Annotated in this window: 17 protein-coding genes; 9 read left to right on the top strand and 8 right to left on the bottom strand. The window is 56.4% G+C overall.

Annotation, left to right across the window (positions count from 1 at the left end):
• Nucleotides 1-18: 18 nt before the first annotated feature.
• From glgX to PHT20_RS08850, 3 genes are read right to left on the bottom strand one after another with little or no spacing between them, the layout of a single operon-like run.
• Nucleotides 19-2,118 carry a glycogen debranching protein GlgX gene (gene glgX, locus PHT20_RS08860; protein WP_301020235.1) on the bottom strand — a complete coding sequence of 700 codons (2,100 nt, stop codon included), beginning with the start codon at nucleotides 2,116-2,118 and terminating at the stop codon, nucleotides 19-21.
• Nucleotides 2,106-4,286: a 1,4-alpha-glucan branching protein GlgB gene (gene glgB / locus PHT20_RS08855; RefSeq protein ID WP_301020234.1), complete on the bottom strand. Its 2,181-nt coding sequence runs from the start codon at nucleotides 4,284-4,286 to the stop codon at nucleotides 2,106-2,108. Before glgB ends, glgX begins: the two co-directional genes overlap by 13 nt.
• A 24-nt stretch (nucleotides 4,287-4,310) precedes the next feature.
• The gene (locus PHT20_RS08850; RefSeq protein WP_301020233.1) at nucleotides 4,311-6,743 is read right to left on the bottom strand and encodes a glycogen/starch/alpha-glucan phosphorylase; all 2,433 of its coding nucleotides are present in this window, start codon (nucleotides 6,741-6,743) and stop codon (nucleotides 4,311-4,313) included.
• Between the two features lie 417 nt (nucleotides 6,744-7,160).
• Here PHT20_RS08850 and PHT20_RS08845 point away from each other — a divergent pair, with 417 nt between their 5' ends.
• Nucleotides 7,161-9,020, top strand: a complete 1,860-nt coding sequence (locus PHT20_RS08845) for a DEAD/DEAH box helicase (RefSeq protein WP_301020232.1) — start codon at nucleotides 7,161-7,163, stop codon at nucleotides 9,018-9,020.
• Between the two features lie 67 nt (nucleotides 9,021-9,087).
• Here PHT20_RS08845 and PHT20_RS08840 read toward each other — a convergent pair whose 3' ends face one another.
• Nucleotides 9,088-11,124 carry a cache domain-containing protein gene (locus PHT20_RS08840; RefSeq protein WP_301020231.1) on the bottom strand — a complete coding sequence of 679 codons (2,037 nt, stop codon included), beginning with the start codon at nucleotides 11,122-11,124 and terminating at the stop codon, nucleotides 9,088-9,090.
• The gene (locus PHT20_RS08835; protein WP_301020230.1) at nucleotides 11,121-12,503 is read right to left on the bottom strand and encodes a sigma-54 dependent transcriptional regulator; all 1,383 of its coding nucleotides are present in this window, start codon (nucleotides 12,501-12,503) and stop codon (nucleotides 11,121-11,123) included. The genes PHT20_RS08840 and PHT20_RS08835 overlap by 4 nt, the downstream gene beginning before the upstream one ends.
• A 430-nt stretch (nucleotides 12,504-12,933) precedes the next feature.
• Between PHT20_RS08835 and PHT20_RS08830 the strand changes: the two genes are divergently transcribed.
• The 8 genes from PHT20_RS08830 (at nucleotide 12,934) to PHT20_RS08795 (ending at nucleotide 22,083) form a co-directional block, all read left to right on the top strand.
• Entirely contained in the window at nucleotides 12,934-13,143 is a 210-nt protein-coding gene (locus tag PHT20_RS08830; protein WP_301020229.1) for a formate dehydrogenase, read from the top strand.
• 32 nt (nucleotides 13,144-13,175) lie between these two features.
• Nucleotides 13,176-16,139 (top strand): formate dehydrogenase subunit alpha, encoded by a 2,964-nt coding sequence (locus PHT20_RS08825; RefSeq protein ID WP_301020228.1) that lies wholly within the window; start codon nucleotides 13,176-13,178, stop codon nucleotides 16,137-16,139.
• A gap of 10 nt (nucleotides 16,140-16,149) precedes the next feature.
• The gene (gene fdh3B / locus PHT20_RS08820) at nucleotides 16,150-16,821 is read left to right on the top strand and encodes a formate dehydrogenase FDH3 subunit beta (RefSeq protein ID WP_301020227.1); all 672 of its coding nucleotides are present in this window, start codon (nucleotides 16,150-16,152) and stop codon (nucleotides 16,819-16,821) included.
• A complete protein-coding gene (locus PHT20_RS08815; RefSeq protein WP_301020226.1) occupies nucleotides 16,818-17,039 on the top strand; it encodes a membrane lipoprotein lipid attachment site-containing protein in 222 nt (73 codons plus the stop codon). The genes fdh3B and PHT20_RS08815 overlap by 4 nt, the downstream gene beginning before the upstream one ends.
• 14 nt (nucleotides 17,040-17,053) lie before the next feature.
• Nucleotides 17,054-18,229, top strand: coding sequence for a formate dehydrogenase subunit gamma (locus tag PHT20_RS08810; RefSeq protein ID WP_301020225.1), 1,176 nt, complete (start codon nucleotides 17,054-17,056; stop codon nucleotides 18,227-18,229).
• 19 nt (nucleotides 18,230-18,248) lie between these two features.
• On the top strand, nucleotides 18,249-18,623 hold the full coding sequence (locus PHT20_RS08805) for a hypothetical protein (RefSeq protein ID WP_301020224.1): 375 nt from the start codon (nucleotides 18,249-18,251) through the stop codon (nucleotides 18,621-18,623).
• An 8-nt stretch (nucleotides 18,624-18,631) separates the two neighbouring features.
• Nucleotides 18,632-19,459 carry a formate dehydrogenase accessory sulfurtransferase FdhD gene (locus tag PHT20_RS08800; protein ID WP_301020223.1) on the top strand — a complete coding sequence of 276 codons (828 nt, stop codon included), beginning with the start codon at nucleotides 18,632-18,634 and terminating at the stop codon, nucleotides 19,457-19,459.
• Nucleotides 19,460-19,566: 107 nt separating this feature from the next.
• On the top strand, nucleotides 19,567-22,083 hold the full coding sequence (locus tag PHT20_RS08795; RefSeq protein WP_301020222.1) for an FtsX-like permease family protein: 2,517 nt from the start codon (nucleotides 19,567-19,569) through the stop codon (nucleotides 22,081-22,083).
• A gap of 13 nt (nucleotides 22,084-22,096) precedes the next feature.
• On the opposite strand, the gene PHT20_RS08790 is transcribed toward PHT20_RS08795, so the two are convergent.
• From PHT20_RS08790 to PHT20_RS08780, 3 genes are read right to left on the bottom strand one after another with little or no spacing between them, the layout of a single operon-like run.
• Complete coding sequence (locus PHT20_RS08790; protein ID WP_301020221.1) at nucleotides 22,097-23,215, bottom strand: DUF1972 domain-containing protein; 1,119 nt, start codon at nucleotides 23,213-23,215, stop codon at nucleotides 22,097-22,099.
• Nucleotide 23,216: 1 nt separating this feature from the next.
• A complete protein-coding gene (locus PHT20_RS08785; RefSeq protein ID WP_301020220.1) occupies nucleotides 23,217-24,443 on the bottom strand; it encodes a glycosyltransferase family 4 protein in 1,227 nt (408 codons plus the stop codon).
• Nucleotides 24,444-24,445: 2 nt separating this feature from the next.
• Nucleotides 24,446-25,996 carry a hypothetical protein gene (locus PHT20_RS08780; RefSeq protein WP_301020219.1) on the bottom strand — a complete coding sequence of 517 codons (1,551 nt, stop codon included), beginning with the start codon at nucleotides 25,994-25,996 and terminating at the stop codon, nucleotides 24,446-24,448.

The raw sequence follows: 25,996 nt of genomic DNA, 5'->3' as shown, positions 1-25,996 counted from the left end.
TAGCTACTTAATACATAGCTAAACTTGAAGCAACAAACACAGGCTGGGTGCTTGCACCGTCAGGCTGCTGGTGATGGGGCTGGTGGCGGGTGGCTCACCTTGCGAGTGGGCGCAGTCCAGCAACACCTGCCATGAGCCGCGTGGCAAGGTGAAGGCCACGGCCGTGGCACTGGCGTTGATCAGCAGCAGCACGGGCTTTAAGCTGCGCCCGGGGTGACCCACCAGGCAGGCTAGGGCACGGTTCATGAGCTGCTGCCAGGCATCGCCCTGCAGCACACTGCCATCGGCTTCCCACCAAGACAAGTCGTACACGCCGTGCAGGTCAGCAATGCCGCTGTACCACTGGTTGTGAAACGGTTGCAGCAAGTGGCGCAGGCCAATCACCCGCTGGGTAAAGGCCAACAGGTCAGTATTGGGTGACTGCCAGTTGATCCAGGTGATGGCGTTGTCTTGGCAATAGGGGTTGTTGTTGCCGCCTTGGCTGTGGCCAAGTTCATCGCCGGCGCTTAGCATGGGCGTGCCTTGCGCCAAAAGCGTGGTGGCCAGCAGCACGCGCTGCAGCTTGCCGCGCAAGGCCAGCACGGTGGGGTCGGTGCTGGGGCCCTCTTCGCCACAGTTGAAGCTGAGGTTGTCACCCGTGCCGTCGCGGTTGTCTTCACCATTGGCAAGGTTGTGCCGCAGGTTGTAGCTGACCAGGTCGGCCAGGGTAAAGCCGTCGTGCGAGACCACGTAGTTGAGCGATTTGGCCGGTGTGCGCTGGCTGGGTTGGTACACGTCTGACGAGCCGCACAGCCGCATGGCAAAGTCGCCCCGGCTGCAGTGTGCCAGTGGGGCATGGGGCGAGGCTGCGCTTTGAATCCAAAAGCAGCGCATGCCATCGCGAAAGTGGTCATTCCACTCCAGCCAACCGCGCGGAAAGCCGCCCACCTGGTAGCCGCCTGGCCCCAAATCCCAGGGTTCGGCAATCAGTTTGACACGGCACAACACCGGGTCTTGGGCGACTGCGGCAAAAAACGCGGCGTTGGTGCTGAAGCCCTGCTCGGTGCGCCCCAGCACGCTGGCCAGGTCAAAGCGAAAGCCGTCGACATGCATGTCGCTCACCCAATAGCGCAGGCTGTCCATCACCAGTTGCAAGACTTTCGGGTGTTTGACGTTGACCGTGTTGCCACAGCCGCTGTAGTTTTCATAGCGCGATGCATCACCTGCGGCCAGCATGTAGTAGCTGGCGTTGTCCAGCCCGCGAAAGCTGAGGGTGGGGCCGGTGTGGTCGGCCTCGGCGGTGTGGTTGTAGACCACATCCAAAATCACTTCCAGCCCGGCCTGGTGCAGGGTTTTGACCATGTGGCGAAATTCATCGCGCACGCTCAGGCCCAGCGCGCCACTGGCCAGACGCGGGTTGACGCAGAAAAATCCCAGGGTGTTGTAGCCCCAGTAGTTGGTGAGCCCCATGCTCACCAGGCGCTCTTCAGTCAGGCTGTAGTGCACGGGCAGCAGGTTGACGGCGGTGATGCCCAGCGCCTTGAAGTGCGCCACCGCAGCCGGGTGTGCCAAGCCTGCAAAACTACCGCGCAGCGCCGCTGGAATGTCTGGGTGCAGCTGGCTGAAGCCTTTGACATGGCATTCATACAACACGCTGTGCGCCAGCGGGGTGGTGGGTGGGTGGTCGTCGCCCCAGTCAAAGTGGTCATCCACCACCCTGGCTTTGAGCGCCAGGCGGGCATTGTCATGGGTGTCCATGTGGCGCGAGAGCGGGTGCTCTTGCGAAAAGTGAACGGGGCTCCAGATGAAATCACCCACGATGTCGCGGGCATAGGGGTCGAGCAGCAGTTTGGCCGCATCAAAGCGCAGCCCTTTGTCTGGCCGCCACGGACCGTGGGCGCGCAGGCCATACACCAGGCCGGTCTGCGCACCCGGTAAATAACCGTGCCAGACCTCGCCAGTCAGGCAGGGCAGGCGCAGGCGCGCCACTTCAAACTGGCCATCGGAATCAAACAGGCAGAGCTCAATGCTTTGGGCATGCCCGGAAAACACCGCAAAGTTGACCCCGTGGCCATCAAAATGCGCACCCAGCGGCCACGGCTGCCCGGCCTGCAAGCTGGTGGGGTTTACGCTTTCCATTCAAAAAACACCGTGGCCAAGGGCGGTAGCGTGAGGCGCACCGAGCAGGGTTTGCCATGCCAGGGGGTGGGCTCGGTGTGGGCGCTGCCCAGCGGCGTGCCCACATTGCTGCCACCGTAGTGGGCAGAGTCGGTGTTGAGCACTTCTCGGTACACGCCAGGCTGCGGCACGCCCAAGCGGTAGCCAGACTGCACCTGTGGCGTGAAGTTGCACACCACCAGCGTGAAGGTGTTGGCATCCAGCCCGTGGCGCACAAAACTGAGTACCGAGTGCGCGGCATCGCTGTGGTCAATCCACTCAAACCCGGCAGACACAAAATCTTTTTGGTACAGCGCTGGGGTGGCGCGGTAGAGGCGGTTCAGGTCGCGCACCAGGCGCTGCACGCCGGCATGGGCAGGGTCATCCAATAAATGCCAGTCCAGGCTGTGCTCATGGCGCCATTCACGTTCTTGGGCAAATTCACAGCCCATGAACAGCAGTTTTTTACCCGGGTGTGCCCACATGTAGCCCAGATAAGCGCGCACATTGGCCAGCTGTTGCCAGCGGTCGCCCGGCATTTTGGTTAAGAGCGAGCCCTTGCCATGCACCACTTCGTCGTGTGAAATGGGCAAGACAAAATTTTCATTGAAAGCGTAGACCAAGCCAAACGTCATCTCGCCTTGGTGGTGTTGGCGGTGAATCGGGTCGCGCGCCATGTAGGTCAGGGTGTCATGCATCCAGCCCATGTTCCACTTGTAATGAAAACCCAACCCCCCGGCGTAGGTGGGGCGCGACACCGCGGGGAATGCGGTGGATTCTTCGGCCAGCGTGATGGCGTGCGGGCAGTGCTCGCCCACCACTTCGTTGACGCGTTTGAGGAAAGCAATGGCTTCCAGGTTTTCTCGGCCACCATGCACATTGGGCAGCCATTCACCCGCTTTGCGGCTGTAGTCGCGGTAGAGCATGGAGGCCACCGCGTCTACACGCAGGCCGTCTACGCCAAAACGCTCTAGCCAATACAGGGCATTGCCAACCAAGAAATTGCTGACCTCGGTGCGCCCCAGGTTGTAAATCAGGGTGTTCCAGTCTTGGTGAAACCCTTCGCGTGGGTCGGCGTATTCATAGAGGTGGGTGCCATCAAAATTGGCCAGACCATGTGCGTCTGAGGGAAAGTGGGCGGGAACCCAGTCCAATATCAGCCCCAGCCCGGCATCATGGCAGCGCTGCACCAGGCGGCCAAAGCCAGCCGCGTCACCAAAGCGTGAGGTGGGTGCGTACATGCCCACCGGCTGGTAACCCCAAGAGCCGTCAAACGGGTGCTCGCTGATGGGCAGCAGCTCCAGGTGGGTAAAGCCCAGATCTTGGGCGTAGGGAATGAGCGTGTCGGCCAACTCGTCCCAGGTCAGCCAGCGGCCACTGGCGTCAGACGCGCGTCGCCACGAGCCCAGGTGCACTTCATAAATGCTGACCGGTGCATCCAGCGCGTTGGCTTGCTGGCGACCTGACGCAAGGGCTATTTTGGCGGGCAGTTGCCCGACCACACTGGCGGTGGCGGGGCGCAGCTCGGCTTGCAGGGCGTAGGGGTCGGCATGGGCGGGCAGCACTTGGCCGCTGGCACTGCGCAGCTCAAATTTGTAGAGCGCACCTGCGCCCACACCGGGCAAAAACAGCTCCCACACACCGCATTCGCGGCGCAGCCGCATGGGGTGACGGCGGCCGTCCCAAAAGTTGAAGTCACCCACCACACTGACGCGGCTGGCGTTGGGCGCCCACACCGCAAAGCGGGTGCCGGCCACGCCCAGCATTTCAGACGGGTGGGCACCCAGCACCTCAAACGGGCGCAAGTGGGTGCCTTCACCCAGCAGCCACACGTCCATTTCACCCAGCACCAAGGGGAACCGGTAGGGGTCTTCCATTGTGCTGTGTTGGCCGTCAGCCCATTGCACCTGCAGCTGGTAGGGGGTATCCATGGCCATGGGCACAGCGGCTTCAAAAAAGTCAGTGCCAGTGCGGCGCACCAGGTCGGCCAGCGCCGCCCCCTGTGGGCTGACCACTTGCACGCTTTGGGCATGTGGCAAAAAGCAGCGCACGCTGCAGTGTTTGGGGCGCAGCCGGTGCGGCCCGAGCACGGCAAAAGGGTCACCATGGCTGGCGCTGCAAATCAAGGCAATGTCTTGGGGTGTGAGCATGGTGAAGGGCCTGTGGGAGTGTGGTCAGTCGGGCAGCTTGGCGACATGCCAGATTTCTTGGGCATATTGGGCAATGGTGCGGTCTGCCGAGAATACCCCCATGCCGGCCACGTTGGCAATGGCGCGCTCGCACCACAGGGCGGGCTGGCGGTACAGCGCGTCGACCTTGGCTTGGGTGGCAATGTAAGACTCAAAGTCGGCCAGCAGTAGGTAATGGTCGCCGCCCCACAGCAGCGAGTCCACCAGTGCCCGGTAACGCCCCGGCTCTGCCGGTGAAAACTGGCCTCCGGCAATGGCTTCGAGCACGGCTTTGAGTGCGGGCAGGCGCTCGAAGTAGCGCATGGGCTGGTAGCCGCTTTGTTTCAGGGCTTGCACCTCGGGGGTTTTCAAGCCAAAGATGAAGATGTTGTCGTCGCCCACGTTTTGCCGGATTTCAATGTTGGCGCCATCGTCAGTACCAATGGTCAGGGCACCATTGAGCGCCAGTTTCATGTTGCCCGTGCCAGAGGCTTCGGTACCGGCAGTGGAGATTTGCTCAGATAAATCTGCCCCGGGCATGATGACCTCGGCCACCGAGACGCTGTAGTTGGGCATGAACACCAGCTTGAGCTTGTCGCCCACACGCGGGTCGTTGTTGATGATTTGGCCGACATCGTGGATCAGTCGAATGATGGACTTGGCCGTGACGTAGCTCGACGCGGCCTTGCCCGCCAAGATGACGGTGCGTGGCACCCATGGTGCGTTCGGCTCGGCCAAGATGGCCTGGTAGCGCCACACCACGTGCAGCACATTGAGCAGCTGGCGCTTGTATTCGTGAATGCGTTTGACCTGCACGTCAAACAGGCTGTCAGGGTTGACCACCACCCCGGTGCTTTGTGCAATGGCCTGGGCCAGACGCGCTTTGTTGGCATGCTTGACGGCCATGAAGCGCTGTTGAAACTGTGCATTTGTCTTGTGCGTTTGCAACTGGCGCAGTTGATCCAAGTCGAGCCGCCAGCCTTGCCCCAGCGTCTCGTCCAGCAAACTGGACAAGCCAGGGTTGGCCTGCGCCAGCCAACGCCTTGGTGTGACACCGTTGGTCATGTTGGTAAAACGCTCAGGCCACAGGGCGGCAAAGTCGGCAAAGATGGTTTGCACCAGCAAGTCAGAATGCAGTGCCGACACGCCGTTGACCCGGTGGCTCCCCACAATGGACAAATGCGCCATGCGAACACGGCGCTCGCCACGCTCGTCAATCAGTGACAAGCGCGCCAAAAAGTCGTTGTCGCCAGGGCGCTGTTGGGCGGCAAACTCCAAAAATTCTTTGTTGATGCGAAAGATGATTTCGAGGTGGCGCGGCAGCACATGCTGCATCAACCCCACCGGCCAGGTCTCTAAAGCCTCGGGCATGAGGGTGTGGTTGGTGTACGAGAAAGTTTGGCCGCACAGCGCCCAGGCTTGCGTCCAGGGCATGAGGTGCTCGTCGCACAAAATGCGCATCAACTCGGCCACGCCAATGGCGGGGTGGGTGTCGTTGAGGTGAATGGCCACATGCTCAGCCAGGTTGTCCAGGCTGGGGTGTTCACTCAAGTGGCGTTGCACCAGGTCTTGCAGCGAGGCGGCAACAAAAAAGTACTCTTGTTTCAAACGCAGTTCGCGCCCGGCAGGTGTGCTGTCGTTGGGGTACAGCACCCAAGAGATGTTCTCAAACTCGTTTTTGGTGCTGGCGGCGCGGGCGTAGTCACCGGTGTTGAAGGCTCCCAGGTCAAAGTGAGCCGGAGCCACCGCTTTCCAGAGCCGCAGGGTGCTGACCTTTTGGGTGCCGTGGCCAGGCACCACCATGTCATAGGCTTTGGCAGCCACTTCGCCAGCGTGGCGCCACAGGGCACGGTCGTCAATATGTTCTACCCAGCCGCCAAAGCGCACCGGGAAGGTGATGTCGGCGCGCGGAAACTCCCACGGAGTGCCGTCAGTCAGCCAGGGGTCGGGGTACTCAACTTGCGCTCCGCCCTGAATTTCTTGCGCAAACATGCCGTATTCGTAGCGAATGCCATAACCGTAAGAAGGCAACCCGAGGGTGGCCATGGCGTCCAGAAAACAAGCTGCCAAGCGCCCCAAGCCACCATTACCCAGCGCTGCATCGGGCTCCAGGCTGGCAATATCTTCAAGTTTTTGCGCATGCTCGGCCAGTCCTTGGGCTGCGCCTTCGGTCAGGTTCAGCGCGGCCAGCGCGTTGGACAGGGTGCGCCCCATCAGGAATTCCATCGATAAATAGACCACACGGCGAGCCTTGTGCTGACGCTCTTTGGCTTGCGTGTCGACCCAGCGCTTGGACAGTTGGGCACGCGCGACCTGCGCTGTGGCCTGCATCAATTCGTTGGGGGAAGCGCGGCTGGGGTCAACCCCCACGGTGTGCAGCAAGTGCGCGTTGATTTGCTCGGAAGACGTGGTGGCAAGCGGAGTGGCAGAAGCGTTCAATGGAGTTCCTTGCGACGTGGATGGGTGGAAGGTTGGCTAGGCAAGCCTGCACTTATTTTGCACTTGTATGACAGCCAGCTTTACAGGCAGGTTACAACATGCAATTTTCAGGCCGAGGCACTGCGCTGCGGGTGGATGGGTTGTGGTCAATTCGGCTTTGTGGTTGATTTAGGTAGAAACCCGAATTCATGGCATAATCTTAGGCTGTTCTGTACATAGCAGAACACATATGTACATCTCCCAACATTCACTGGATCTGAAATTTGAGCTGTTTACGGCTTGACTTCAAAAAGATCCCCTGCTTCGATACAGCCTCACTTTGGTGAGGCGCTAGCCGGTTCCGTTTGATGGTTGATGTTTTTTAACCACCACGGAGCTACTGCACAACTTGCAGGGCTTTCGTATTGAGGAAATACCATGACTGACGCTACTTTAGCGGCTGGCGAAATCTCGTCTGCCGAAAACTTGTCCAACGAATTCAACGTGCTGCCGCTTGACATCTCTGATGCACCCAATGCGGACGTGATTGAAGCCCCCAACGGATTTGTCACCCTGGGCTTGGCGCCCGAGCTGATTGCAGCCGTGAAAGACCTGGGCTTTACCCAGCCGACCACCGTGCAGCTTAAAACCATTCCCCTGGCCATGGAAGGCATTGCCTGCGAAGGTCAAAAGGCCAAATTTGTCGACCTGATGGTGTCAAGCCAAACGGGTAGTGGCAAAACTGCTGCATTTTTGTTGCCCGTGCTGCACACCTTGCTCAAGCAACAAGAACAAATTGAAATTGACGCACGCGCCGACTACGAGCGCGCTGTGGCAGAAGCGGCCGCCAAAGGCGAAGCACCGCCCAAGCGTGCCAAGCGCAAAGACCCCACCAACCCACGTCATTTTTCTGCCCCCACACCCGGTGCGCTGATTGTTTGCCCCACCCGCGAACTGGCTCAGCAAGTGGCGCATGACGCCATTGACCTGGTGCAGCATTGCCGTGGCCTGCGCGTGGCCAACATCGTGGGTGGCATGCCTTACCAGTTGCAAATTGCCAAGCTGCAAAACGCCAATTTGGTGGTGGCTACGCCTGGCCGTTTGCTGGATTTGCAGCGCTCGATGCAAATCAAACTCGATAAAGTGCAGTTTTTGGTGGTGGATGAAGCCGACCGCATGCTGGATTTGGGTTTTTCTGATGACTTGGCTGAAATCAACCAGCTCACCATTGATCGCAAGCAAACCATGATGTTCAGCGCCACCTTTGCGCCGCGTATCCAGCAGCTGGCTTCGCGCGTGATGCGTGAGCCACAGCGCATCACCATCGACAGCCCGCAAGAAAAACACGCCAACATCAAGCAAGTGCTGTTCTGGGCTGACAACGCCCAACACAAGCGCAAACTGCTAGACCACTGGCTGCGCGACGAAACCATCAACCAAGCCATTGTGTTTGCCAGCACGCAAATCGAGTGTGACGGCTTGGCCAACGATTTGCAGCAAGAAGGCTTTGATGCCGTGGCCTTGCACGGCGCCTTGAGCCAAGGCTTGCGCAATCGCCGCCTGATGGCTTTGCGCCAAGGGCATGTGCAAATTTTGGTCGCCACTGATGTGGCCGCACGCGGCATTGACGTGCCCACCGTCACGCACGTGTTCAACTTTGGCCTGCCCATGAAGGCAGAGGATTACACCCACCGCATTGGTCGCACCGGGCGTGCTGGGCGTGATGGCATTGCCGTGACCTTTGCCGAGTTGCGTGACCGCCGCAAAATCATGGACATTGAGGCCTACAGCCGCCAGCCCATCAAGCCCGATGTGATTGCTGGTTTGGAGCCCAAACAGCGTATTCCCGAGTCGCGCCCCAGCTTTGGTGGCCGTGACAACCGTGGCGGTGGCAACTTTGCCCCGCGTGACCGCAAGTTTGGCAACCCACGCGCTGGTGGTTTTGATGCACCACGTGCGGGTTTTGGTGACAGAAACACCTCTGGCCCCCGTGTTGTAGGCGAAGGCAGCTATCAAAATAACCAAGGCGGACGTTTTGCTGGGCGCGAAGACCGCCCGTTTGCCCCCCGTGAAAACGCCCCACGTGAAGGCTTTAGCTATGAACGCAAGGGCGGTTTCAACGACCGTTTTGCCGCTGACCGCAACAGCGCGGCGCCCCGCGGAGACTTTGCGCCCCGTGGTGACTTCGCAGACCGCAAGCCAGCATTTGGCAAACCAGCTTTTTCCAAGCCCGCTGGTGGTGGCAAAGTGTTTGTACCGCGCGATGCGCAAAAACGCTTTTCCAAAAATGACCGCTGATGGCTTGACGCACCAGCGCTGACATCCAAAGCCCACAGGACTTAACGCCTGTGGGCTTTTTTTCAATCTATGAAAGATTGATACTGAACACCGCACCGGGCGAATCTTCGCCAAGCTCACGGCGGTTTTTGGCTTGAATACTGCCGCCATACCGCTCCAGCAGCCCCACACTGACCCACAAGCCCAGCCCATGTCCCTCGTGTTTGGTGGTGAAAAATGGCTTGAACAGGCGATTTTGGTCTGCCTCAGTCAGGCCGCAGCCGGTGTCGCAGACTTGAATCACCACACCGGTACCGCTCGCTGAATGCGGTTGATCAAAACTGCGCAGGGTCAGGGTGCCGCCCTGTGGCATGGCTTGAATGGCGTTGAGCAGCAAGTTGATCAGGACTTGCTGCAGCTCCTGGCGGTTGATGTTGACAGGACGTGAGGCCAGCCAACTGCGCTCAATCGTGATCTGGGCACGGCTAAGCTCGTGTTCTACCAGCACCAGCGAACCTGCCAAGGCATCATTCACATCGACTGGCACCACGTAGCCTGCGAAATCATTGGGTTTGGCGTATTGCAGCAATTGCGTGACGATCAACCGCATGCGCTCAATTTGTTGATCTATCAAGGTCAGTTCTGGCCTCACAGACTGGGCCTGTTCTGCCAAGGTTTCCCGCATCAAATCCAGATTGCCTTGCATGACGGCAATCGGGTTGTTGATCTCATGCGCCATGCTGGCGGTGATTTGGCCAATGGCCGCCAATTTTTCTGAATGCACCAACTGGGCTTGCGCCTGCTTCAAAGATTGGTTGCTCTCTTCTAGAGCGTGCGTGCGTGCAGCCACTTCCAAGTCAAGCTGTTGCCCCCAGCGTTGCAGGCGGGCAGTTTTGTCGTTGACCGTGTCAAGCAAGTGATCTAAATGCACGGCCAGGGCACCCAGTTCATCTTGTTGCTTGAGTGTGCCCACACGGGCGTCCGCGTGCCCAGCCGCCACTTGCTCAATGGTGCGGTTCATGCGCTCCACGGGTTGAAAAATACTGCGTGCCCAGCGCAGCGACAGCCAGGCGGCCAGCATCATCACCAAGGCAAATATGCCAACGACTGCCCCCAGTAGCCCGGTTTTGACGTGTCGAAAGGGCGTTTCCAAGTAGCCAACATACAGCATGCCAATGCGCTCTTGCTGAGCCCCCAGCAGCGGCTCATAGGCAGAGACATACCAGTCGTTGACGACGAACGCGCGATCCAGCCAGGTTTCGCCACGCGTCAGTACCGCATCTCGCACGGCTTGCGAGACCCGTGTGCCAATGGCGCGTTGATTTTGAAACAAGCGCACATTGGTGGTGACGCGCACATCGTCCAGAAACAGCGTGGCGGTGCCCAAGCTGCCCAAAGGCAGCGAACCCACGGGGTAGACAATTTGGTTGATGTGGTCAATCAAAGGCAAATTTTGGTTCACCAGCACGCCAGCTTGCACCCAGGCCAGCACTTGTCCATCGTCACGCAAGATGGGATAACTGGCCAACATCATCAAGCCTTGGTCTTCGTGGCTGCGTGATGTGGGGGCTGCATTGGGTGTGGCTACCAGGGGAATGTTCAAGCGAGTCGCCAAATGTGGCGCAAGTTGCAACACCTGGGCCTGACTCAAGCGCATCAAATGGTTTGTACCCACTTGTTGATTTTTGAATAAAAATGGGTTCAAAGCCTTGTCAATAAAGCGTGAGTAGCTCTCATTTTTAGATGGGTGTGCAGACAAAATTTGGTCACTTGCTGTATACAAATTGACAAAATCCAGGCTGTGCGTGTGCTGTGCCTTTTGCAGGGTTTGTTCAATCAAGCGGGTGTTTTGGCTGGCCAGCGCTTGGTGCAAGGCATGGGAATTGGCAGTGGCCTGCGTGCTGTTGCCCACCTCGGACTGCACTTGCAAAAAATAGCCACGCGCCACCGCCAGGTCACTGCGCACTTTGGTGATGAGCAACTGGTCGTAAGCTGCGTTGCCCCAAAGTACCAAAGCAGTCATCAACAGGGGCAGCACCAGCACCAAGGGCAACAAAGCCAGCACCATCAGTTTGTGCCGTACCGACAATTTCAGCCAGCGTTGCCGCCAGGCGTTAAGTGTCATGGCGTGGCCCATTCGGCGCTTCGCCGCTCAAGCGTGCGCCGCGAAATACCCAGCAGCTCTGCGGCTCGAGTTTTGTCCCCTTGCACGCTGTCGAGCACGGCTTGAATGTGCTGTTTTTCAAGGGTGTGCAAATCTGTCGGGGCGGGGCTCGATGAGGGCGCGCAGGGGGCGGACATGTCATACAGGGCAGACACATTAAGCTCGCCCAAAATCAAAGAGCGCTCGATCAAATTGCGCAGTTCACGGGCGTTGCCTGGCCAGGGGTATTGCATCAGGTAAGCCATGTGCTCGGGCGACAGGGTTAGGGGTTTAAGCCCCAAACGTGGCACCAGTTGTGCCATGAAATGTGCGGCCAAATCTGCAATGTCTTGCTTGCGATCGCGCAGTGGTAACAAATGCATCTCAACCACTTGCAGGCGAAAGTACAAGTCTTTGCGAAAGCGACCCGCGGCCACTTCGTCTTGCAACACCCGGTTGGTGGCGGCCATGATGCGTACATTGACCTGGATCAGTTGGTTGCTACCCACGGGGCGAATTTGCAAATCTTCCAGGGCGCGCAGCAAGGCTGCCTGCATGGGCAAAGGCAGGTCTGCCACCTCATCCAAAAACAAGGTGCCACCTTGGGCGTAGTAAAAAAGTCCATCGCGCTCAGTGAGGTGGCTGGCGGTGGCCTGGCCAAACAAGGTGACCTCAATTTGCTCATCCGACAAGCTGGCGCAGTTCACCGGCACAAAGGGGCCTGCATGGCGCGGGCTGAGTTGATGCAGGGTGCGCGCGACCAGTTCTTTGCCAGTACCTGATTCGCCTTGCAACAGCACCGTGCTTTCAACTTGCGCCACGCGCGGCAGTGCGGCGCGCAAACCTTGCATGAAAGCAGATCGTCCAATCAAACCCGTGTGGGTGTCACTTTGGCGTGACAAGGTGTGTTTAAGCACGTAGTTCTCGCGCAGCAAGCGCGCACAGTCAAAACAATGTTTGATGGCATTCAAGATTTGCGGCACGCGAAAGGGTTTCAAAATGAAATCAGATGCACCTGCGCGCAGTGCCTCAATGGCAGTTTCAAGGTCGGCAAAGGCGGTGATCAAAATCACATAGCCACGGTAGCCTTGGCCACGCAGAGTTTTGAGCCAGGCCACACCGCTTTGGCCGGGCAATGAGATGTCGAGCACGATCAAATCCACGTGTTGCAGCTGCAAAACCTGCGCACCTTCCTCGGCACTGCCCACCGCATGAACCGTATGGCAACGGGGGACCAAGGTTTTGACCAAAAAATTTCGCATGCCCGGCTCATCGTCGACGATCAAAATTGACCAATCTGGCCAGGCTTGGACAGGGTTGTCTGAACCCGTTGCGGGTGCGAAGAGGGGGCTAGGATGCATCATGGTGTTCAGAAATTCTATCGGTAGACCCGACTAAATTAGTCGGGTAAAAATATTTTGATGGTCTGTCACGCTCGTGTGACTGTGCGCCTACTGGGGTCATGAAAGGGTTTTAAAACCCATCGTGCGACAACTTGTCGCACCTGTTTTGACACTTTGACCTATGAATCGGCATGGATGGACCTAATGGCGACTTGGATCAAGCTAAAACGCTGGAATTTTGATGGCATGCGGTCTGGTTGAAATGGCATAACTATTGCTAGTAAACGGCTTCTCAAAAATACCCATCAAAAGCAATGTGAACCCACCAGCGCTTCAAGCTGGATGCTCAGTGGGTTTACCCACTTGCATGAGCATGCTCTAGCGGTTAGATTCCAGCCACTCAGATATGTTGATGAGTTCATAAGCATGCCACTTGAGGAGACTTTTCATGCCTTCAACCCCATCCAGATTGTCACGTCGCTCCATTTTTTTAGGCGCGGGTACCGCCTCTGCATTGGCTGCTGCGGTCAGCGTCATGCCTGTCATGAAATCCGAGGCAGATGCTCATACGACAACACCGGCAGCCAAGCCTGAAAAAGGTGGCGGATACGCCCTGAGCGAGCACGTCCAGCACTATTACAAAACAGCACGGGTCTGATTCGCCCACCTCATCGTTTTTCGGAGACTGATATGTTGTTAACCAAAAAATCTGGTTCATCGGGCAATGCTGTGCATGCGCCATTTGTTCACAGCCTGCGTCGTGGCTTGAGCCAGGCGCTGCCCACCATGGATCGGCGAGCTTTCTTGCGCCGTTCTGGTCTGGGCGTTGGCGTGGGGCTGGCAGCCTCGCAGTTGACGCTGGTCAAAAAATCCCAGGCTGCCACCGGCAATGTAGCGGTAGGCGAGGGCAAGATTGAAGTCAAGCGCACCGTGTGCACCCACTGCTCGGTGGGCTGCGCGGTGGATGCGGTGGTGGAAAATGGTGTCTGGGTGCGCCAGGAGCCAGTGTTTGACTCGCCCATCAATTTGGGCGCACATTGCGCCAAGGGTGCGGCACTGCGTGAGCATGGCCACGGCGAGTTCCGCCTGCGCTATCCCATGAAACTGGTCAATGGCAAGTACCAGCGCATCAGCTGGGACACTGCCTTGAACGAGATCACGGCCAAAATGCAAGAGCTGAAAAAAGCCAGCGGCCCTGATAGCGTGTATTTCATTGGGTCTTCCAAGCACAACAACGAACAGTCGTACCTGATGCGCAAGTTTGTCAGCTTCTGGGGCACCAACAACTGCGACCACCAAGCGCGCATTTGTCACAGCACCACGGTGGCCGGTGTCGCCAACACCTGGGGCTATGGGGCTATGACCAATTCGTACAACGACATGCAAAACAGCAAGTGCGCTTTGTACATTGGCTCCAACGCCGCTGAAGCGCACCCGGTGAGCATGTTGCACATGCTGCACGCCAAAGAGACCGGCACCAAGATGATTGTGATCGACCCGCGCTTCACCCGCACGGCGGCCAAGGCCGACGAATACGTGCGCATCCGCTCGGGTTCTGACATTGCCTTTTTGTTTGGTGTGCTGCACCACGTGTTCAAAAACGGTTGGGAAGACAAGCAATACATCCACGACCGTGTGTACGGCATGGACAAGGTGCGTGACGACGTGATGGCCAACTGGACCCCGGACAAGGTCGAAGAAGTCTGTGGTGTCAAAGAAGACCAAGTGCTGCGTGTGGCACGCATGATGGCTGAGAACCGCCCGAGCACATTGGTGTGGTGCATGGGGCAAACCCAGCACAGCATTGGCAACGCCATGGTGCGCGCCTCGTGCATCTTGCAACTGGCGTTAGGTAACGTGGGCAAAAGCGGCGGCGGTACTAACATCTTCCGTGGTCACGACAACGTGCAGGGCGCCACTGACGTTGGCCCCAACCCTGACTCACTGCCCGGTTACTACGGCATTATTCCGGGCGCATGGAAACACTACGCCAAGGTCTGGGGCGTGGATTACGACTGGATTGTCAAGCAATTTGCATCACCCGCCATGATGACCAAACCTGGCATCACCGTGTCGCGTTGGATCGATGGCGTATTGGAAAAGAACGAGCTGATTGACCAAGACAGCAACCTGCGTGGCGTGTTTTACTGGGGCCATTCGCCCAACTCGCAAACCCGTGGTCTGGAAATGAAACGCGCCATGGACAAGCTGGACTTGCTGGTGGTGGTCGACCCCTATCCATCCGCCACCGCAGCCATGGCAGCCATGCCTGGCAAGCCTGAAGACTTGAACCCGAACCGCGCGGTGTACCTGTTGCCAGCGTGCACACAGTTTGAGACCAGCGGCTCGGTCACGGCTTCCAACCGTTCCATCCAGTGGCGTGAAAAAGTGATTGAACCGCTTTGGGAAAGTCGCTCTGACCACATGATCATGCAGCAGTTTGCCGACAAGCTGGGCTTTGGCAAAGAGCTCTCGGTCAACTACAAAATGCAAAAAGTGCACGGCATGGACGAGCCCACGCCAGAGAGCATTTTGAGCGAGATCAACACCGCCACCTGGACCATTGGCTACACCGGCCAAAGTCCGGATCGCATCAAAGCGCACATGCGCAACATGGGCGCGTTTGATGTCAAAACCCTCAAATGCAAAGGCACGGTGAAAGACAAGGAAACTGGCTACGACATGACTGGCGACTACTTTGGCTTGCCTTGGCCGTGCTACGGCACGCCCGAGCTCAAGCACCCCGGTTCCCCCAACCTGTACGACACCAGCAAACACGTGATGGACGGCGGCGGTAACTTCCGCGCCAACTTTGGCGTGGAAAAAGACGGTGTGAATCTGCTGGCTGAAGACGGTTCGCATTCGCTGGGCGCTGAAATTACCACCGGCTACCCCGAGTTTGACCACGTGCTGCTGAAAAAGCTGGGTTGGTGGGCGGACTTGACCGAGGTCGAACAAAAAGCCGCAGAGGGCAAAAACTGGAAGACTGACCTCTCAGGCGGCATCCAGCGTGTGGTGCTCAAAGTGCACGGCTGCCACGTGTTTGGCAACGCCAAAGCGCGTGCCGTGGTCTGGAACTTTCCCGATGCCATTCCCAAACACCGCGAGCCGCTGTACGGCATTCGCCCTGATCTGGTGGCCAAATACCCCACGCATGACGACAAGAAAGCCTTCTGGCGCTTGCCCACCTTGTACAAGACGGTGCAAGACAAAAACGTGGCCGACAAGGTGCATGAAAAGTTCCCGTTCATCATGACCTCGGGGCGTTTGACCGAATACGAGGGCGGTGGCGAAGAAACCCGCTCCAACCCCTGGTTGGCTGAACTGCAGCAAGAAATGTTCATTGAAATCAACCCCAAAGTGGCGGCTGAAAAAGGCATTCGCAATGGCGAGCGCGCCTGGGTCTCCACCCCCACCGGTGCACGGCTGAACGTGCAGGCCTTGGTGACACCGCGGGTGGGGCCAGACACCGTGTTCATGCCGTTCCACTTCTCGGGGCGTTGGCAAGGGGCGGACATGCTGGCGTATTACCCGGCTGGTGCAGCACCTGTGGTGCGTGGCGAGGCCATCAACACCAGCACCACCTATGGTTACGACAGCGTGACCATGATGCAAGAAACCAAGACAACCGTCTGCAACATCGAACGCGCTTAAGGAGAATCCCATGGCAAGAATGAAATTTGTCTGCGACGCAGAGCGCTGTATTGAATGCAATGGCTGCGTCACCGCTTGCAAAAACGAGCATGAAGTCCCTTGGGGTGTGAACCGCCGCCGCGTGGTCACTCTTAACGACGGTGTGCCGGGTGAAAAATCCATCTCGGTGGCCTGCATGCATTGCAGCGATGCGCCTTGCATGGCGGTGTGTCCGGTGAACTGTTTTTACCGCACCGACGAAGGTGTGGTGCTGCACGACAAGGACGTGTGCATCGGCTGCGGCTACTGCTCCTATGCTTGTCCGTTTGGCGCGCCACAGTTCCCCAGCCAAGGTACCTTTGGCGTGCGCGGCAAGATGGATAAGTGCACTTTCTGCGCCGGTGGCCCTGAAGCCAATGGCAGCCAAGCCGAGTTTGAAAAATATGGTCGCAACCGGTTGGCTGAAGGCAAGTTGCCGGCCTGTGCCGAAATGTGTTCGACCAAAGCGCTTTTAGCGGGCGATGGCGATGTGGTGGCTGACATTTTCAGAACCCGTGTCATGACTCGTCAGAAAAAAGGCGCCGAAGCTTGGGGTTGGGGCACAGCCTACGGTAGCAAGCAGCAAGGTCCACATGGACAAGGTGATCAGGGTGGGCAGGGCAATCAGTACGGCAAGCCGGCACAGCAAGGAGCCAAGTCATGAAACGCAGCTTATTCGTAATCGTTTTGCTGGCAGGTTTGGCAGCTTGTGGCGAAAAACCACAGGCGCTTGAAACCAATAAGCACGACAGCGCGGCTTACACCGGCACAGGCAAGGCGTTTACTCAGCCTGACTGGAAACCGGGTGACAAAGCCAGTTGGGAGTCGCATCTGAAAGCACGTGAGCAGTATGGTCAAAACGACTACACGCGCATGCAATAAGCCGGAGGCCTGCTATGAAAAATGCCTTGATTTTGAGTTGTGCCTTGTCGCTGCTGCTGGGCAATGCCTTGGCACAATCCGCACCTGTTTCCGCGCCCGATGTTAAGCCAGCCGCTGCGGCGGGCATGCCTGGCATTCAGAGCATGAACATTGCAGATGTCAAGCCTGATGCCAGCCTTGATCCCGGTTATGCCAGCCAAAACAATGGTGAGCGTGCCAAAGTGCAGCCAGGAAATAACGCACCTATGTGGCGGCAAGTGGGCTCTGGCGTAGAGGGTTTTAGCAGCTTGCCTAAATCCCAAGCGCCAGAGGCTGGCGTGTTGATACAACCCTTTGTGCAGTACCCGGGCTCGCGTGTCACCAATGCGGGAGAAGCCTGGCGGCAAGTGCGTAACAACTGGCTGATTCCCTATGGTGGTTCGTTGCTGTTGATTGTGTTGGGTGCGATTGTTTTGTTTCATTTCAAAATTGGCCCGATGAAGGTCAAAGGTGAGTTGACAGGGCTGTTGATTGAACGCTTTTCGGCATTTGAGCGCGCAGCACACTGGGCCAATGTGGCGGCTTTCCTCACCTTGGCGGTGTCAGGTGTAGTGATGGCGTTTGGCAAATTTTTCTTGCTCCCCGTGCTAGGCGGCACCTTGTTTGGCTGGCTTACCTATGCCTTGAAAAACGCGCACAACTTTGCCGGGCCGTTGTTTGCCGTGTCGCTGTTGGTGGTGATTGCAACTTTCATGCGTGACAACATGCCTGCCAAAGGTGACCTGCAGTGGTTGCTCAAGGGTGGGGGGCTTTTTGCGGGCCACGAAATAGATTCGGCTCGCTACAACGCTGGCGAGAAAGTGGTGTTTTGGGTGGGGGTGTTTGCGCTGGGTTTGACGGTGGTTGTGTCTGGTTTGGCCATGGACAAATTGTTGCCAGGGTTGACCTACGACCGCAGCACCATGCAAATTGCGCACATGGTTCACTCTGTGTCTAACTTGTTGATGTTGTTGATGATGATGGGGCATATCTACCTGGGGACTTTGGGTACAAAAGGTGCGCTTGAAGGTATGAAAACAGGCTTTGTTGACGAGACATGGGCCGCACAGCACCACAAGCTTTGGTATGACGACATCAAGGCAGGCAAAATTTCCGCACGTCGTACACCCGTTGCCGCGTCCACTTCGCTCAATAAGCCAGTTCAAGCTTGACCCCAAAGGAGACATGTTCATGAGCAATCGAATGAAAACTTTCTGTGTGGCGTGTGCGGTGGCGCTGATGGGTGCCACGGCGTTCGCCAAACTCCCTGCGCCTTCAGATGAAGCCAAGGCCAAAGCGGCACAGGCCAAAGCCAAGGCTGATTGGAGTGGCAAGGTTGCCGCCTACAAGCTGTGTCAAGCGCAAGACCAAGTGGTTGCGCATTACAAGAAGGCGCCTGAACCCAAAGCGGTCAAAGCGCCAGCCAAAGGTGCAGCACCTGCAGCCACACCAGCGGGTTCTTGTGCCGACCCAGGCCCCTTTGTTTATACGCCAAATCAGGCTGTAGCCCCCGTTGCTGCTGCCTCGGCAGCTCCTGCAGCTGTAGCAGCTGCGAAAAAGCCCTGAGTCATTTGTTGTTGCCGCGTCTGACCCAAGCCTGCGCGCCTTTGACGCGTGAGGTGAGCGTCGTCAACGAGTTTGGCGAGTCCGGTACTGTTTCCATCCCCTCTGAGCGTGCGTTAACCGTTTACGTGGACAAGCGTGAACTGGTCACGCTCATGACGCTGGGCGCGCACCCCGAGTTGTTGGTGCTGGGTTTTTTGCGCAACCAGCGTTTGGTCGCCAGCGTCGACGAGGTGGAGTCCATCACGGTGGATTGGGACGTGGGCGCGGCAGCAGTCAAGACGCGCCAAGGCATTTCAGACATCGAAGCACGCACCGCAAAACGTGTGGTCACCACCGGTTGCGGCCAGGGCAGCGTGTTTGGCGATTTGATGGCTGAGGTGGAAAGCATCGTGTTGCCACCGGCCACACTGACGCAGACCGAGTTGTATGGCATCGTCAACGCCATTCGTGTGCAGGAAACCACCTACAAATCGTCGGGTTCGGTGCACGGCTGCGCTTTGTTCAAGGGCGCGCAGATGCTGGTGTTCATCGAAGATGTGGGTCGCCACAATGCCTTGGACACCATTGCGGGCTGGATGTGGATGCAAGATGAAGAGATGACGGGCGCAGACAAGGTGTTCTACACCACCGGCCGGTTGACCAGCGAGATGGTCATCAAGTCCGCGCAAATGGGCGTGCCGATTGTGGTTTCGCGCAGTGGCATCACGCACATGGGGTTGGAGGTGGCGCAGCGCCTGGGTCTTTGCACCATTGGCCGCGCCACCAACAAGCGCTTTTTGTGTTACAGCGGGGTGGAACGGCTCAAGCTGCAGCCACTTGAGGCCGCGCCTGCATAGTTTCCAAAGGTGCTGGTCGAAATGCTTGGGCTTGATGTTGGGGTCTGCCTCCCTCTTGCAACGCCTTACACATCAGCCGCGAAAGCAATCTGCGGTATGGTTGCTGAATGCGAATTTCTTTTTTAAAACTAGGTTGGCGCAGCTTGACGCGTGATTTGCGTGCCGGCGAACTGCGCTTGTTGATGGTGGCGGTCACACTGGCGGTGGCTGCAATGACGGCAGTGGGTTTCTTTGCCGACCGCCTCAAGGGGGGCTTGCAGCGTGATGCGCATCAGCTGTTAGGGGGTGATGCCGTGGTGGTCAGTGACAACCACGTGCCAGCTTCATTCGTGGCACAAGCACAAAGTTTGGGGCTGCAACAGTCACTCAATCTGACGTTTCCCACCATGGCGCGGGCACCTGATGAACTGGGTGGCGGGCTCAAACTGGTGGCGTTGAAGGTGGTCGATGCCTCTTACCCGTTGCGCGGAAAAGTGCGAGTGAGCGGCAAGCCCGATGGAAGCGGTGAGTTGGCACAGGGCGTTCCCGCTTTGGGACAGGCCTGGGTCGATGCCGGTTTGCTTGATGCTTTGGGCTTGCAGATGGGCGCTGAGGTGCTGTTGGGTGAGAAGCCGTTTCGCATCAGTCACATCATTGTCAATGAACCAGATCGTGGTGCTGGGTTCATGAATTTTTCACCCAGGGTGATGATCAATCAGGCTGACATTGAAGCCACTGGGTTGATTCAGCCTGCCAGCCGTTTGCGCTACCGGCTGGCTGTGGCTGGTGGTGATCAGGCGGTACAAGCCTTTGTGGACTGGGCTCAACAGCAGGTCAACACCCATGCGGTAAGGGGCATGCGCGTAGAGGCGCTGGACGGCGGGCGCCCAGAGCTGAGCAGCACGCTGGCTCGCGCAGAAAAGTTTTTGAGCTTGGTGGCTTTGTTGGCGGCACTGCTCAGTGCTGTGGCAGTGGCTCTGGCCGCGCGTGGGTTTGCTGCCAACCATTTGGACGACTGCGCCATGCTGCGCGTGCTGGGATTGCGCCAGCGCACCATTGCAGCGGCATACATTTTTGAATTTGTGTGGGTGGGTGTCATCGCCAGTGGCTTGGGCGTGGGGTTGGGGTTTGTGGTGCACCATGGTTTTGTGGCGCTGTTGGCTGGGCTGGTGGATGCCAATTTGCCTGCGGCAGGGTTTGCCCCCTTGGTTTTTGGCATGGGCATGGGCTTGACGTTGTTGTTGGCCTTTGGCTTGCCGCCGGTGTTGCAGCTGGCTCAAGTGCCGCCGCTGCGAGTCATTCGGCGCGACACTGGCGGGCTGAAACCCGCCTCTGCAGCGGTGTTGGCCTTGGGTGTGTTGGGTTTTGCCATTTTGCTGATGGCTGCCAGCCGCGACGTGAAGCTGGGCTTGATTGCGGTGGGTGGTTTTGCGCTGGCTGCATTGCTGTTTGCTGGGCTGAGTGGATTGGCAGTCAAGCTGTTGCGGTGGGCTGTGAATGACGCCACGGCGCCAATGGCTTGGGTGCTGGCAACCCGCCAAATGGCAGCTCGCCCAGCGTTTGCGGTGGTGCAGGTAAGCAGTTTGGCCGTCGGTTTGCTGGCTTTGGTGTTGCTGGTGCTGCTGCGCACTGATTTGATCAGCAGTTGGCGTGCCGCTACGCCGCCTGATGCCCCCAACCGCTTTGTCATCAACGTGATGCCGGAACAGGGCGAGGCCTTTACCCATGCACTGAAAAATGCTGGGGTGGCCAAGTTTGATTGGTATCCCATGATTAGAGGGCGCTTGGTGGCAGTGAATGGCCATGCGGTGAGCCCAGAAGATTTCCCTGATGAACGCGCTCGGCGTTTGGTGGATCGAGAATTCAATTTGTCTTACAGCGCAACCCAACCCGATCAAAACCTGGTGGTGAAAGGGCGTTGGTTGGCTCATGAGAAGGGGGTAGTGAGTGTGGAGGAGGGCATTGCCAACACCCTGGGCTTGGCGCTTGGAGACACGTTGACGTTTGACATGGGTGGCGTGCAAACTGTCTCCAAAATCACGTCGCTGCGCAAGGTGGACTGGGGGTCAATGCGTGCCAACTTTTTTGTCATGTACCCGGTCAATGAGCTCGTGGGTGTGCCTGCTACGTTCATGAGTGCGTTCAAAGCCCCACCCGCCAAAGGTTTTGACAGTGCACTGGTGCGAGAGTTTCCAAACATCACCAACGTAGACATGACGGCTACCCTGGCACAAATCCAGCGCGTGCTGGATCAGGTGATTGGCGCTGTGGAGTTTTTGTTTACCTTCACCTTGGCCGCTGGGTTGGTGGTACTGTTTGCCGCAGTCACAGCCACGCGAGAGGAGCGCGCACGAGAATTTGCCATCATGCGTGCCGTGGGTGCCAGTGCCGGGTTGCTGCGCCAGGTGCAGCGCTTTGAGTTGGCCGGTGTGGGCTTGCTGGCGGGCTTTTTGGCATCTGTGATGGCCAGTTTGGTTGGCTGGGCACTGGCGCGCTTTGTGTTTGAGTTTGACTGGGCGGTGTCGCCTTGGGTGTTGGTGTGGGGCTCTTTGGCTGGCGCTTTGTTGGCTTTGATGGCAGGGTGGTGGGGGTTAAGAGAAGTGTTGGGGCGGCCGGTGGTGGAGACGTTGCGACGGGTCGTGTGAGACTTTTTGAAATTTATGTTTGACCCGAGAGCTTGGGCTGAAACGATTCCAATAGTTTTTGATATTGCCCCAGAATATCAGACCAGTAAAAAGCTTCTTTGAATCTTTCTCTTGCATGGCCTCTTAATGCTTCTAAAAGTGCAGGGTTTTCTTCCAATCGGTCAATGCAACGAGCAAACCCTTGTGCGTCGCTGAAATATTTGGCTCCCTGACCTGCAACCCACCGGTTGAACTGATTGTCGTGGGCGATCACGGCATTGCCTGCGCCCAAGGCCTCAACCAATGATGGATTTGTGCCGCCGACTTGGTGTCCATGAATATAGGCCAAGCTGTGGAATCGAAGCGAATGAAGCACATGCTTGTCGTAAATGGCTCCCGCAAACTGAACCTCATCACTGGCCACAGATTTGACACGTTGGTGATAAACATTATTGGATTCGTAATTGCCAATCACCAAGAGCTTTAAGCCGCGCGGCTTGACTGAAAAGCCTTGTACGATTTCCAGAATAGAGTTTTCTGGCTCTGCTCGTGCAATCACAGTCAAATACTTACCTGGGACAAGATCAAAATTTTTGAGAGGCTCTAGCGATGCATCTGTCACCAAGTCAGCACCATAAGCAATCATGGTGATTTTCTTGTCAGGGACTCGCGTACGTAAATGCTCTTTGATTCTAGGGTGATCAGCCACCAAGTGATTGCCAATAAAACATCCTGCCCAGTCATTGAGCCAGAACCAAAATTTTGTGATGGGACCCCATTTGCCTCGATGCCACTCAATACCATCCATATTGAATAAATTGGGAACGCCGTTTACTCTGAGTCGGGCACTGAAAATCGCTGTGTTGTAGCCAAGGGTGAGGCACAGGTCATTGTGTTGGCAAGCGTGCTGAATGGATTTCCAGTCAAAGATGATTGAACCTTTGGTACCTGTTTCAGAAACTGGGATGCGGATACGCTCTACACCTTGCCAAATGTCTTCGAATAAGGAACCAGTTCCCTCATCTTGACAGTAAACCACCACGCGCCAGCCATTCGCAACCAGATAGAGGGATAAATATTCGGCAAAAGTTTCAAAACCGCCGTGTGCGGCGGGCACGCCGCGCGTGCCGAGGATACGTAGGGTTTTTGGCATGTTAATTTGTGACACCCAGGCTGGCATAAAGTGCCAGCGTGGCATTGAGATACCCAGCGCGGTTGAAGTGGCTGGCAACATGATTGCGCGCGTGCCTGCCAACGCCTGCCACCTGAGCCGATGGCATGGCGATTATGCGCGAGAGAAGGGCTGAGAGATCTTCAGTACTGCGGCTCTCAAACGTCCAACCGGTCTCACCGTCAAGCACCAACTCTGGAATGCCACCCATGCGCGCACCAATCACCGGTGTGCCCAGCGCAAAACTTTCTAACACACTCATTGGCGCGTTTTCATACCACTCTGATGGCAGCACCACTGCCCGCGCTTCGCGAATAAGTGCATGCAGTTCTGCGCCTGATCGGTAGCCCAAGAAGTCGATGTCGCCCTGCAGCTCTGCCTGCAGAGCATGTAATTCGACTTCGATGGGACCCGTGCCCGCAATCTTGAGATTGACACCTGCCGCCTTGGCTGCGCGCATGAGTGTGGCTACGCCCTTTTCTGGCGCAAGTCGCCCGAAGTAAAGGAAGTAAGCGCAAGGTTCATACCCAGGCGTAAAGTGCGTGGCATCAACGTAGTTGGGTATGTAGGCAAACTTGTCACGGGGCCAGCCCCACTCAATAAACTTCTCCATAAAGAAGTGGCTTGGCACCACCACCTTGTCTAGCTTGCCTTGGTAAGTGTTCAAGATACGGTGCACAGTGCTTTCCACCATCACGATGGTGCTGGCTGCCAGTGAATCTCGCACACAGCGATGCGTTACCACATTGAGTAAATTGCCACCCTTGCACTTTTCACATATGCCTGTGCTGTTCAACATTTTGTAAGCAGGACAGGCAATTTTTAAATCGTGCGCCGTCATGACCACTGGTACACCTGCATCGTGCAGCGTGGGGATGATGGATGGAGACAGGTGGTGGTAGATGCAATGAAGGTGTGCTACATCAGCGGGGAAGTCTTGCAGAAGTCGTTTGAGCTTGTGTTGCGACTCGAACGAATACACCACCTTGGAAGCCATGGCCAGCTTTTGACTGAGGGTGTAGGCGTGGCCAAACTCAATCTCGTCAACGAAGTATTGAGACCAAGGTGTCGCAAGATTCTTGGGGTGGTGCATGGCAAAAAATCCATTACGCCAACCCTGTGACTCCATCAAGGCAGCATGATCTAAGTAAACCACATCAGAGCCGCCGCGACGGTAGTGGTAGTTGTTGACACTAAGTAGCCTTGCCATCGTTATTTCAGATCACTTGACTGATTTGAAGTAATCTCTAGACTCAATGCGGTGACAGAGTGTGCTGAAACTGCATAAGTAAAGTCGCCTGAAGCACCAATTTGAATGATGGACTTACTGCGTTTTGGAAATACCTTATAAGGTACAACATAATTGTTTTCACTGGAGTCCTTGCCCGATATTGATGCGGTTTTGATTAAAACTGTTTGTCCAGCCAATTGGGGTATGACCACTGAAATATTCTCCGCTGTGTGACCTCGCTGTACAGTCCATATTGAAAAATTTCTGCGATTTTGTGAAGCCATCACAACTGAATGGGTATCGTATCCAACACTGCTGTCAGATCGATTTGATACTGACATGTCTGCGCTCAATACATCCTCTAACATCGTTTCTCGCAAGATGACCAGCGCCCAATAAACCGCACCAGGATACACAACACCATCAGCGCGTTTATGAAATATGGGCCATGGGCCTTTGGTGGCATGAAGAGAGTGAACAAACGCACCGTTGACACTCTCTAGTGGTGCCAACGTGATCATTAAGTCTGCAGCGCTGACAGCTGCAGACAGATCGCCAGTTTGTGGCCAGTTGTTTTTCCAAAAAGTATCCGCTGGGGTGCCTATTGGCGTTTTTCCAAACTCTGTCACCCATGTTGTTGAATGTCTGTTGGGCAATTGGGTCGCCTCAAGGTTCTTGCAGAATTGCTTGAAAACGCGCGAAAGAGGTGGTCCCCAAGGTGCTCCATCGTAGTAAAGATGGAACGAATGCTCGTTGGATGTGTGGGCAAGCGCCGCCGCGGTGTAGGCGTTGTAATCAGTACCCGACCGTCCGGCGCCTGTGTGCGCCCAGTCTTGACCCATCACAACAAATTCTGCATCTGTACGCACTGAGCGCACGGCATCGGTCATCACGGCAGCAGTCGTTGAGTATTTGTCAGGCATCCATTGGTATCTGCCACGATCCAACTCGTTGCCAAGTTCCCACCTGTAAATGGTGGGTAAGTCATTATTTTCTGGTTTGCTAAGAAATTTAGCTAGATCAGCTGCAGCACCAGCTAAATTAATTGGAGTGTCTGAATTTTTAATCGATCCGTACATATTTAATACATACCAAGGGGTACCATTGACTTGTTGAACAAATTTTAAATATTCAATTAAGCCAAATGAGATGACTTTCGCTGATTGATAATCAACAGTTTTTTGAGCTATCCGTTGATCAATTGGGCCAATTGCTTGTTGCCAGGTAAAATGATTTGAAACTGTGCCACCAGGATATCTGTAGACTGCTCCTGGGAATCTGCTAAGTAGTGAAAGAGCTTCGTTATTGACTCGTTTATTTGACTTATCCCAAAGAGAGTCCTGAAACTCAATAACTTCCAAATTAAATCCAAAAAATTGTGGCGAAATTTTTCTTAAGGCAATGTCTCTGTGATCTACATAAATTTTATTACTATCGCTAATTTGTAATGTAGAAGTGCATTCAAAAGTCTTTGCGTTGGCGTGTGCTATTAATAAAAAAAGGATCGAAAAAGAAAACCATGTATTTTTCAT

It is taken from the genome of Rhodoferax sp., assembly GCF_028715765.1.
Taxonomy (GTDB): domain Bacteria; phylum Pseudomonadota; class Gammaproteobacteria; order Burkholderiales; family Burkholderiaceae_C; genus Rhodoferax.
Note: the sequence above shows the minus strand (reverse complement) of the source record. Positions and strands in the feature narration are given on the sequence as shown.